Below are 11,238 nucleotides of genomic sequence, written 5' to 3'. Positions count from 1 at the left end.
CGACGACGGCGCTGGAGTAAGGGGAGATCGTTCAGGAGGCACCATGGGCATCTCCATCGCGTACTCGGGCAAGCTCCGCGACCCGATCGTCGTCCCCGAGCTCGTCGCGGATCTCGCCGCCAAGGCCGCGGCCGCCGGCTGGCCCAGCAAGACCATGAAGGAGCTCATCGCCGATCGGCGCGTGACGTGCTCGGGTCTCGAGGGGATCACGCTCTATCCCCACCGCGAATGCGAGCCTCTCCACTTTCACTTCGACGGTGAAGGCACCTTCATCAACCACACGTACCACGCGCTGCTCAGCGACTCGAAGATGGCGGACATGATGCGTCAGGCGCTGGCAGAGTCCGCGGCCATCACGCGCAACCTCACCCGCGCAGCGCAGGAGAAGGCGGGGCGCGGCGGAGGGCCGCGCGTCAGCGTCAGCGTCCCCAGCCTGCCAGAGGCGCCGGGGGTCGAGTTCTTCAAGGAGGGGAGCCGCTACAACTGGACGAAGACGCAGTTCGCCGGCCCCAAGGTCCACGTCGCCGTGTGCGCCATCCTGCGGTACGTGAAGCAGCGCTATGCGCCCGAGCTCGACGTGAAGGACGACAGCGGGTACTTCGTCGACGGGGACTACGAGAAGCTCGAGGGCCAGCTCGCCTACGTCGAGCGCCTCACCTCGCTCGCGTCGCAGGCCATCGAGGCCGCCGCCGCCGCGAGCAAGGGCCCGATGACCCTCGACGCGTTCGTTGACCGGATCAACGAGGAGCTCGCCGAGGCGAAGGACAGGCTGCACTGACGAGGGCCGGCGCCGCCGCCGGCGGCCGCTTCGAGGCCCGCCAATGCAGTTGATGATTGCGTCATCACGACCCCGATGCGATCGACGATCACATCGGCCGCACGGAGGTCCCATGTCCATCGCCCTGTCCGCCCCCGACTTCGACGCCGCCCTCGACGCCGCCTTCGCCGGCGCGGGGGGCGCCTCCACGGACGCCGCTCGCGGAGCGCGCGCCTTCGATCACCCGATCGACCTCGAAGCCGAGTACGGGTTCGCGCCGCTCGCGATCGAGGGGACGCTGCCCGAAGGCCTCGAGGGCACGCTCTTTCGCGTGGGCCCGGCCCGCGCGACCCTCTTCGGCGTCCGCGTGCCGCACGCCTTCGAGGCCGACGGCGGGGTGCTCGCGGTGCGGCTGTCGAGCGGCCGAGCGGAGGGCGCGCACCGCCTCGTGCGCAGCCGCGGCCTGGTGGAGGAGCTCGCGGCCGGGCGGCGGCTCTACGGCTCGACCCTGCCCTGGCCGAAGCGGGTGCTCCACGCGCTGCAGGGCAAGGGCAAGGGCAAGAAGGGCAAGAACGTCGCGAACACGAGCGCCTTCCTCGCCGGCGGCCGGCTGTTCGCGCTCATGGAGGCCGGCAGGCCGACGGAGCTCGATCCCGCGACGCTCGACACGCTCGGCGAGAGCGATCTCGGCGGCGCCGTGGGTTCCACCTTCTCGGCCCACCCGCACCGGGTGGCCGCCAGGAAGACGAGCTACAACTTCGGCGTCCGCTACGGGCGCAGGACCCAGCTCGACCTCTACGCGATCGACGACGACGGGCGCGCGCGCTCGCTCGGCGCGGTGCCGCTCTCGGCGCCGGTGATGCTCCACGACTTCTGCGCCACCCACCGGCACCTCGTGTTCTTCGTCTCGCCCGCGATGATCCGGGTGGGGCGCGCGATGCTCCAGTGGGGAGGCTTCGAGTCCTGGGTGCGCTTCGAGCCCCGCCGGGGCACGGAGGTGATCGTCGTCGACATCGACGACGTCTCCCGCGTGCGCCGCTTCGGCGTCGACGCGTTCTTCCAGTGGCATTTCGCGAACGCCTACGACGACGGCGAGGACATCGTCGTCGACCTCGTCCGCCACAGAACGCTCGCCACGCTCGGCGCGATCGGCAAGGACCCGGATCGGCCCGAGCTCGCCGCCGTCGAGGGAGGCGTCCTCGTGCGCCACCGCGTGCGCCCGAGCCGCGAGCAGCTCCTCGTGGAGGACCTCGGCGGCGTCGTCGGCGAATACCCGCGCGCCGACCCGCGGGTCGAGGGGGAGCGGCACGGCGTCGTCTTCCTCGCCACGAAGGGGCGGGCCGACGACCCGCACGGAAACGGCATCGCGCGCGTCGACGTCGACACGGGCGCGATCACCCTGGCGCGCGTCGCACACCACGAGCGCCCCTCGGAGCCGGTCTTCGTGCCGCGCGCGCCCGGCGCTCCCGAGGGGGACGGCCATGTGCTCGCCCTGGTCACCGACGCGAAGGCCGGGAAGAGCGCCATCCACGTCTGGGACGCCGCGCACCTGGACGATGGGCCAGCGGCGCGGGTCCACCTGCCCCACGCCTCGCCCCAGACCTTCCACGGGGCGTTCCTGCCCCGCGCGGATTGAAAGCCGCTGCTTCCGCCCCGGCTGGCGCATCGCCGTCAGGCAGGGAGAGGAGGTGGCGCCGCGCCGAGCGAGAGGCTCGTCGGGCGTCGAGACCGCGGTGAGACGCGGAGCTAGTACTACAGCCGTACTTGGTCCGAGGTGCGGCTGTAGGCATCAAAATCGTCGAGAAATCCCTGTCCGTCCGCCCGCCTACAGCCGCGGATGGGCCGCAAGTACGGCTGTAGTACTAGCACTACTGCGGGAAGTTGCTCCAGAGCAGCAGAAAGGCTGCCAAGGCCGCCAAGAGGAGAGGAAAAGGGTCGCCCCGGCATCTCCCCTCCGATTTCCCTTGTTCCTTGGCGCCTTTAGCGTCATGGCGGTTCGCTTTCCAGACCGACTTCCCGCAGTAGAGCTAGAGGCTCTCGCGCGCGCCGCGCGTGGCGGATGCTCGCACGCGCTTGACGAGCGCCACGGCGTCAGCGAGCCAAAGCGCTCGCGCTCCCGGGATGTTTAGGCAACGGCCCACTGCCCAGGACCCGTCGTGGTGATGGGGGTGCGTCGCAAACCGCGATCGGTGAGGTCGATGTGCCGGCGGTCGAGCAACTCGCCGACGGTCGCGGTTCGACGCGTTCGTCCTCGCCACGTCTTCCTCCTTCGGGGGCGCGCCCCTGCGGCGGACGCCGTCGCTCACTCTCGTCCGGATGACGTGACGGCAACCCGCAGCGCGAAGCGCCGTCAGGTTCAGCGCCGGGTTGGGCGGCATTGTCGATTCACGCGGTTCGTCCCGTGGAGCCGTTAGAAGTCCTTTCCTGTTGCACCTGAGTTACTACGCCCGACGTCCCAGACGGAAGGGCTGCGTCCAGTACGGCGTAGAGATTTTCGCGCGTTACCTCGATGGGAAACCTCTGCGCATCTAGGATCGTCGAATTGAGGGAGACACGCAGACGTGCCGGTCCGGTTGTCGTGAGATTCTCAACTGCAAGGAGTGCCGCTCGATCCTTGACAAAGTTGCGAACCCGTTGGTTTAATTCGATATTTGTGGTTGTCTTAGTGGTATTATCAAGACACGGAGCTAAGGCCGCCAGCAGTATCTGCCGGAGTTGCGCGGCCTCGTCCACACGTGGCCGGGGCGCAGAATACTCGATTGCGCGGATGATATCACTGAACTCCTGGCGAACGCGCAATTCAGGCTCCGTCTCAATGCGCTCAGCTTCGGCGACAGCAGCTTCCGGCTTGCCGCGGATGTCTGACGCGGACGTCGATAGCGAGTAACTCTCAAGGGCCCCACGCCGGAGGATAAAACAGCCACCAAGTTCAAGGGCATCTAGGAGTGCCACGATGCGCATGCGTAAGGACAACCACTGAGGGGAGTTTGGAAGCGATGCAACCGTTTCGTCGTTCATGCTAAGGAGTGTCGCTGTGCCGGCTCTATAGCGCGCGCTCTCAGGCGACGCCTGGGGCTCTCGATTGATCCAGTACGGATGTCGCTCGACGGCGGGGCCGAGATCACCATAGTTCGCTGCCAGTGTTTTCTTCAAGTCGTCGCGAACAGCGGTGGAGAAGCTCCGAAGATCTCGGTGGCCACGGGTCTGAAGCGTTTGTTCGATTTCGGGATGGTCGTAAAACTCTCCCGTGAGCTTGCCGTCGTCGACAAATGCATCGAGGTCAGCCAACACGGCGCATGTCTTCCCTGTCAGACGAAAGAGCTTTCGTACCGACCCCATTTCACCCTTACCGATAACGGGTACGATCTGCGTGCCTGATGCGTCGAGAGGAAGCTCCAGCCGCGCTGCCAGCGCATTAGCAATGATCTCATCACTCGGTCCTTCCACGAGGAGCAACAGTCGCGCGAAGAAGGCGGCACGGTGAGACTCTCCCATTCGAGCAAGAAGTCCCGCGATCGATTTCGAGCGGAGCTCCGGCGTGGCGGCGGGAATTTGCCTCCACGGTGCGGTTGAGTCCTGAAAGAAGACCATGCTCGTCAAATGCTCGGGCCGACGAGCCTGGAGCATTGCTGGAGAATGGGACGATATTACTACTAGCTTTTGCCCAGGCAGAGCGGGATCCCCTGCCACGCCGCGAAGCTCGCGAAGGACGTATGCTTGAAGCTGCGGGTGCAGCGACACTTCGGGCTCGTCAAGTAGCAACGCGCCGACGCCATCGTCGAATGCGGCGGCCAAGATCGAAACCAAATGCAGCAAGCCACTCGCCTCTTGGCTAGCATAGTACGAACTATCGTTGTCTGTCCTCGTGAAGTCCACCTGGAGTCCCGCTTGCGTCCACTCAAGGTCGATTCTACGACGAAACAGCGCCTGAAGTCGTGCCTCGACTTTGATGCGGAGGTCAGGTCGTTCATGGAGTGCCAGAACATCACCGGCAATGCCTGAGGCAGCGTGGCGTCTACGCAGGTGTTGCTTTTGCCCGATATAGGTGGGATTAAATTCTGCCCTTCCTCCTCGGTGGCCGTCGAGATCCGAACGAACGTGTTCGATGGTGGCGAGCCGTCCGGGAGACAGGTATCGAACATTCTTTCCGGCAGAATGCCGAACGAGCTCGTCGCGCAACACGTGGAGCACTTGAGTCTTTCCAGACCCATTCGGGCCAACGAATGTCGTTAAGCCGTCTACGATCATCAAATTCTGATGTTGCCCACCAAATAGATTGGGCAAATTGACAGAGATGTCGATTGTAAGGGTCATAGTCGACTCCTAATAATCGTTTCGTGGGAGAGGCTTCCGAATTATGGTTGCGCACACTATCGATCGTGCTCCTGCCCGCCCAACGACGAGTCGACAGGTCAACCGAAGCCGGTGGACCAGGTCTGCCTATTCGGGCGCCTCCAGTGACCTCCCGCACAGAGGATCACACAGATCAGCGCTGCGCCGCAACCACCGAGCGCTGTCCAGCGCCGCAGGGTAGATCCGTGGAGCACCTGCGGCAGCCGCCGATTTTCCGTAGTACCGGGGAGCGACGCCCCTCGGTCGGGCCGATGTCGCAGGGATGCCCGCCGCTCGCGCGGCCGCAGCTTCAGGGCTCGCCGGCGAGCTTCTTCACCGCGGCGAGCAACAGGTCCGGCTTGAACGGCTTGATGATCCAGCCCTTCGCGCCGGCCTTCCGGGCCTTCTCGATGAGCTCCGGCTGCCCCTCGGTGGTGAGCATCAGGATCGGGACGCCCGACGCGAGCCCCTTGTCCCGCAGGCTCTGGATCATCTCGATCCCGTTCATCACGGGCATGTTCACGTCCGCGATGATCATGGCTAGCCCATCCTTGTGGGCGGCGACCGCGGCCACCGCATCTCGGCCGTTGTCCGCTTCCAGCGTGCCATAGCCCGCCCCCGACAGGAGAATGCCGACCTGCTGGCGGACCGTACTCGAATCCTCGACGAGAAGAATTTTCTTGGCCATGTGACGTGTCTCCTCTTGCGTGTACGGCCATCCGGCTCAGAACAGCAGCACTTCGCCCTCGGGCTGCGGATCGGGCATGTTCACTTCCTCGAGCTCCAGCGCGTCGTCGGGGGCGAGCGCGTCGAAGAGCACGACGAGCCGGTCGGAACCCGCGGCGAACAGGAGCCGCCGGAAGCCCTCGCTCTGCTCCTCCCTGGCGCGCAGGTGCTCGCCGATCGCGGCGCTCGGCGTCGAGAGCACGATGACCAGCCCGAGGTGGCGCAGGCGGTTCTTCACCCGCCCGAGGAGCTGATTGGCGAGCTCGCTCGCCCAGTCGCACACCATGTCTTCGTCGATCTCGCGCTGCTCTCGCAGCGGGTGGCTGCGCGTGATGAGCGCCACGGGGGCGACGATGGTCAGGCTCCCGCGAAGGTGGTCGCCCGTGAAGCCGATGAAGGAGACCACCGCGTTGCCCGGCGTCGCCTCCGACGTCCCGTCGTCCAGCCGCCGGAGCTCGACGCCGTTGTCACGAAACAGGTGGACGCACGACGAAGCGAGCTCCTCATGGATGCGGTCCCAGCTCTCCGAGTTCATTCCCCTCTCCTCGATATCTCGCTCTGCATTGTCGATGTGCTCACCGTGTCACGCGCTCCCCGAGGCCATGCCCGGGCTCGATCCGCCCCGCGAAGGAGGCGGCACCAGCGAGCCCCGCCCGCTCGGAGGCGGCAGCGAGGCAGGGAGCGACACCCCCGCGGCGTCGCTCGGATCCCGGGGGAACCGGAAGCGGAAGGTCGTCCCCTGGCCGCGCTCGGTGTCGAGCTCTACCCGGCCCGCGAGCCGCCGGCACTCGTGGAGCGCCACGCCGAGACCGACGCCGCGGCCGGAGACGTCCGTGACCTGCTCGGCCGTGCTGAAGCCGGGCGCGAACAGCGCGGCCTCGAGATCGCGCCGCGTCGCCCCCGAGAGCCCGACGGCCACGGCCTTCTCGCGCACGCGCTCCCAGTCGATGCCCGCGCCGTCGTCGCCGATCTCGATGACGATCTCGTCCGCCGTGATCCGCGAGCGGAGCGTGAGCGTGCCGTTCGACGGCTTGCCCGCCGCCTCGCGCGCCTCCGGCCGCTCGATCCCGTGGTCCATCACGTTGCGCACGACGTGGCCCAGCGCCTGCCACATCCCGGCGAACCGCGACGCGGGCAGCCGGACGCCCCCGGCGTCGATGCGCACCTCGGGCTTCGGCTTGCCGAGCTTCCGGGCCAGCGTCTCGGCCTGGTCCTTCATCCGGCTGAACCGCACCTCGGTCCGCTCGTCGCGGAGGGCCCCGATGGCCCGCTCGATCTCGGCGGGGTCGCGGCGCTGGCGCACCATGGCGAGCAAGGCATCGACCTCTTCATGGCCGACGTCGGCGCGCGAGGACTGCGCCGTCGACGCGAGCAGGACGCTCACGCGCCCCACGAACGCGAGCCACACGTCCCTCAGCGCGTCGATCTGGTCGTCGGACGGCAGCGCGCGCTCCTCGACGACGAAGCTCTCGATCTCGTGCGCCACCCTCGCCACGCTCGTCACGTCCCAGAGCCCGGCGTTCCCCTTGATCGTGTGCACGAGGCGCATCACCTCGTCCACCTCGCCGCTGGACCGCGCGCTCACCGCGTCGACGAGCTTGGTCGTGTCGTTGACGAAGCCGACGAGGCCGAGCCGATCCTTCACGGCCCGCTCGAACACCTGGATATATTCGTGCTGCTGCTCGGCCTCGCGCACGGAGGCGATCGTGGACGTGACGTCCGTGATCACCATCAGCGCCCCGTTGAACTGGCCCTCTCCCGACAGGATCGGCTTGAAGCCGAGCGCGAGGTAGCGGCCCTCGCGGTGCAAGGTCTTCGGGAGCTGGTCGAGGACGACCTCGAGCGGGAGGAAGTCGTCGCAGGCCGCCTCCCACCCCATCCTGAGGAACGCGCTGGCCCGCGGATCGTGGCCGGCGATGCGATCGGCGAAGTGCTCGTCGCGCGCCGGTACGCCGAAGAGGCGCTCGAAGGCGGCGGAGTGCACGGGCTCCATCGTGCCGTCCCGGTGGAGGGTCACGAGGGCCTGATCGACGTTGTCGAGGACGAGGCGCATCTCCCGGTTGCGCTTCTCGAGCTCCGAGGTCCGCTCGGCGACCGTGGCCTCGAGGTTCTGCCGGTGGCCCTCGAGGACCTCGTCGCGCGCCTGGATGCCCGCCAGCATCTCGTTGAAGGCGTCCGTGAGCGCCCCGAACTCGTCGTCGGCGGTCTTGCGGGCGCGCGTCGTGTAGTCGCGCGTCCGCCGGACGTGGGCCGCCGCCTCGCCGAGGACCTCGAGCGATCGGGAGATCCCCCGCACGAGGACCAGCGCAAGCGCGACCGACACGAGGAGCACGAACGCCGAGACCGCGACGCCGTCGCGCACCGTCCTCCGCGTGTCCGCCACCCTGGCCGCCGCGGCGCGCCTCATCCCGGAGATCGCCTCCTGCTCGATCGCGGCGAGCCCGTCGACGCGCCCCTGCTGCGCCTCGAACCACGCGTCGTGATCGATCGCCAGCGCCTCGTCGGTCGACGCGATCGCGGCGGCGCGCAGCTCGTCGGCGCGCCGCACGCGCGGGTTGGAGCGGGCGGCGTCGTAGAGCGCCCGCGCCGGCTCCGACGCGTTGGCGATGAACTCCTCGTGATAGAGCTGCTCCTCCGTCATCAGCGTCACGAGCGTCTTGAAGGCGCCCGGCTCGAACTGCGTGGACGCGAAGGCGTGCGCGAGCAGCGCGTGCTGGCGGCTGGCGCGCTCGGCGAACTCGTGGACGGCGACGATCGACTGGATGCTGCGCAGGAGCTCGCCTTCGTCGCTCAGCTCGGAGAGGCCGGCGTTGGCCCGGATGAGGCTCACGTTGATGCCGCCGAAGACCCTCAGCACGCTGTCGAGCGACACCGTCTTCGCGTCGGCCTGACCCCGGAACGCGCCGAGCTCGCCGACCTTGGCGCGCCCCTCCGCGAGATCGCGGGCGAGCCGGCGCGGCAGCCCGGAGAGGTCGCGCGCGGCCAGGAACGCGTCGAGCTGGGCGAGGCTCTCGTCGGTCGCCGCCCGCGCGTCCCGGAGCTGGCCGCCGGCGCGCAGGAGCTCCGCCGCGCGATTGAGCGGCGGCGCGGCGCGCTGCTCGCCCTCGACGTCGGTCGTCTCCGGAGGACGGGCCTCCAGCCCCTCGACCAGCGCGGTCCACGCCCGCTCCTTCTGGAGGGCGTGCAGCGGCTGCGCCATGATCGAGGAGAGCTGCGCGAGGTCCTCGATCGAGCCTATCCCCGCCGCCCTCGCCGCCTGCTGCCGCGCGTCGCCGACGATCATCGCCGCCAGCAGCAGGGCCCCCGCGACGGGGACGCCGGCGAGCGACCACAGCTTCAGTCGAATCGAAGCGCTACGCAATGTCGGCATGCCCCCGTCCCCCCGGCGTGGCCCGCGCGGCGCGGCGCCCGCGCGCATCTCGTGTGCTTCGTGACGAGGGGGCTCGCGCGAACGCCTGTCCCCCCGCGCGGCGCACTCAGCACGAGCCCCGGGCGAGCTGCCCCCCGCGCGCGACGCGGATGATGCAAGTGATGCAAGTGATGCGAGTGATGCAAGTGATGCAAACGACAGTCAACACGTGCACACGTGGAGTCATCATCATCGTTCGCCCGCACACCATGTACGCTCCCCTGATTCACGTTCTTTCCTGTTGTGATGTCTCACCCAGTTGTGGTGCACCGGAGCGTCACGGAGCGCGTCGAGTTCACGCCCGCCCTCGTGGCCGTGTATGCTACGCGTGAAGTTCGCGAGTCCGCAAGAGCGCGTGCGACGTCGGCTGGAGCCGCAACGAAGGCTCTGCGAACGGGGAGAAATCAATGATGATGGGTCGGAGTTCACTGCGGCGAGCGCGGACAGGTCGCCTCGCGCGCGCTTCGAGCGCAGCCATCGGAGCAGTGCTCTTCACGGCATCTCTCGCGCACGCGCAGAGCCCTGGCGCCGGCGTCGCCCCGGCGCCCGCCGCGACCGGAGCGCCCCCCGCCGCGCCCGCCACGACCGGGGCGCCCGCCGCCGCGCCTGCCGCGACCGGAGCGGCCGCTGCGCCCGCCGCGCCCGCCGCCACCGGCGCGGCCGCGGCGACCCCCGCCGCCACCGGAGCGGCCACCGCCGAGCCCGCCACCGGAGAAGATGCGATGGCCGCGCGGCTCGCCGCTGCAGAGAAGCGATCGGCGGAGCTCGAGAAGCGCCTCGAGGCGCTCGAGGAGGCGCAGGCCCCGCCGGAGCAGGACGACAGCAAGGATCTCTTCCGGATCTACGGGTTCGTCGACGTCGGCGTCCAGCGCACATGGGTCCCGGAGAACTCGGGCCTCGCGGCCGCCCTCCCGCAGGCGAACGCCACGAACTTCGTCGTGGGGAACTTGAACCTCTACCTCGACGCGCAGCCGACCGATCACTTTCGCTTTCTCGGGGAGCTGCGGTTCACGACCGCTCCCGGCGGCTCCCCGGTCCCGGCGGACGCGGCGACGCTGCCGCCCGGCGTGGTGGGCCGGACGACCACGCAGCCGTACGGGACCTTCGACTCGACGGCGATCGCGCTCGGCTCGCCGACCACCTATGGGGGGCTCGTGTCGATCGAGCGCGCCCACATCGACTGGACGCGCTTCAACCTCTTCAAGGTGCGCGTCGGGCAGTTCTTCACCCCGATCGGCATCTACAACGTCGACCACGGGAGCCCGGTGCTCATCACCGCCGCCATCCCCTATTTCATTACATCCCGCCTGTTTCCCACGCGGCAGACCGGGATCATGATCTATGGCAGCACGTTCACGGGCCCGTGGGAGCTCGGGTACAACGCGTACGTGAGCAACGGGCGCAACGAGGACGCGCCGTTCGCCTTCGACGACAACCGCGGGTTCGGCGGCCGCCTGCACGCCAGCTATGAGGACCCCGGCAAGATGACCTTGAAGCTCGGGGCGTCGTTCATCGCGAGCAGCTCCCGCGACTGGGTCGCCGATTACAAGGTCGGAGAGCTCAACCCCGACATCCATGCGACGTGGTCGTTCCAGGAGTACACCGGGGCCGGCGACGTCTCGCTCGACATCGGGACCACCCGCCTGCGCGCGGAGGCGGCGGTCGTCCGCGTGGTCTACGACGAAGGGAAGCGCCAGGGGGGATTCGGGGTCTACGCGCCGGACGCCTGGAAGACCTCCACGTACGCCGTGGCGGCGCACCGGCTCGATTTCCTGGACATGGAGCCGTTCGTCATCGGCGCCGCCCTGCACGCGCCGTTCTACGGGCACGACACCATGTTCCAGGTGGGCGGCGGCTTGAACTTCTACATCACTCCGGACGTCACACTCCGGACCCAGGTGCTGCGCACGATCATGACCGCCCTGCGCGATCAGCCCCCGGGGGTGCCGGAGATCGAGGACTTCCACACCACGAGCGCGCTCGCGCGTCTGATCCTGGCCTTCTGAGAGAGGTT

Annotated in this window: 7 protein-coding genes; 3 read left to right on the top strand and 4 right to left on the bottom strand. The window is 68.3% G+C overall.

From position 1 onward, the window contains the following. Nucleotides 1-43 precede the first annotated feature (43 nt). On the top strand, nucleotides 44-778 hold the full coding sequence (locus tag WME82_RS04495) for a hypothetical protein (protein WP_437865921.1): 735 nt from the start codon (nucleotides 44-46) through the stop codon (nucleotides 776-778). A 112-nt stretch (nucleotides 779-890) separates the two neighbouring features. Then, nucleotides 891-2,393, top strand: a complete 1,503-nt coding sequence (locus WME82_RS04490) for a carotenoid oxygenase family protein (RefSeq protein WP_438041813.1) — start codon at nucleotides 891-893, stop codon at nucleotides 2,391-2,393. Between the two features lie 749 nt (nucleotides 2,394-3,142). On the opposite strand, the gene WME82_RS04485 is transcribed toward WME82_RS04490, so the two are convergent. From WME82_RS04485 to WME82_RS04470, 4 genes are all read right to left on the bottom strand, one after another. Beyond that, on the bottom strand, nucleotides 3,143-5,071 hold the full coding sequence (locus tag WME82_RS04485) for an ATP-dependent nuclease (protein WP_438041812.1): 1,929 nt from the start codon (nucleotides 5,069-5,071) through the stop codon (nucleotides 3,143-3,145). A 328-nt stretch (nucleotides 5,072-5,399) separates the two neighbouring features. Next, nucleotides 5,400-5,777, bottom strand: a complete 378-nt coding sequence (locus WME82_RS04480; RefSeq protein WP_438041811.1) for a response regulator — start codon at nucleotides 5,775-5,777, stop codon at nucleotides 5,400-5,402. A gap of 36 nt (nucleotides 5,778-5,813) precedes the next feature. Then, on the bottom strand, nucleotides 5,814-6,350 hold the full coding sequence (locus tag WME82_RS04475) for a chemotaxis protein CheX (protein ID WP_438041810.1): 537 nt from the start codon (nucleotides 6,348-6,350) through the stop codon (nucleotides 5,814-5,816). A gap of 48 nt (nucleotides 6,351-6,398) precedes the next feature. Then, complete coding sequence (locus tag WME82_RS04470; protein ID WP_438041809.1) at nucleotides 6,399-9,185, bottom strand: nitrate- and nitrite sensing domain-containing protein; 2,787 nt, start codon at nucleotides 9,183-9,185, stop codon at nucleotides 6,399-6,401. Between the two features lie 524 nt (nucleotides 9,186-9,709). On the opposite strand from WME82_RS04470, the gene WME82_RS04465 reads away from it, so the two are divergent. After that, nucleotides 9,710-11,230: a hypothetical protein gene (locus WME82_RS04465; protein WP_438041808.1), complete on the top strand. Its 1,521-nt coding sequence runs from the start codon at nucleotides 9,710-9,712 to the stop codon at nucleotides 11,228-11,230. Nucleotides 11,231-11,238 lie beyond the last annotated feature (8 nt).

This window comes from Sorangium sp. So ce128 (assembly GCF_051525245.1).
GTDB lineage: Bacteria > Myxococcota_A > Polyangia > Polyangiales > Polyangiaceae > Sorangium > Sorangium cellulosum_B.
The sequence above is the reverse complement of the archived record's forward strand: the minus strand, read 5'-3'. Positions and strand labels throughout refer to the sequence as shown.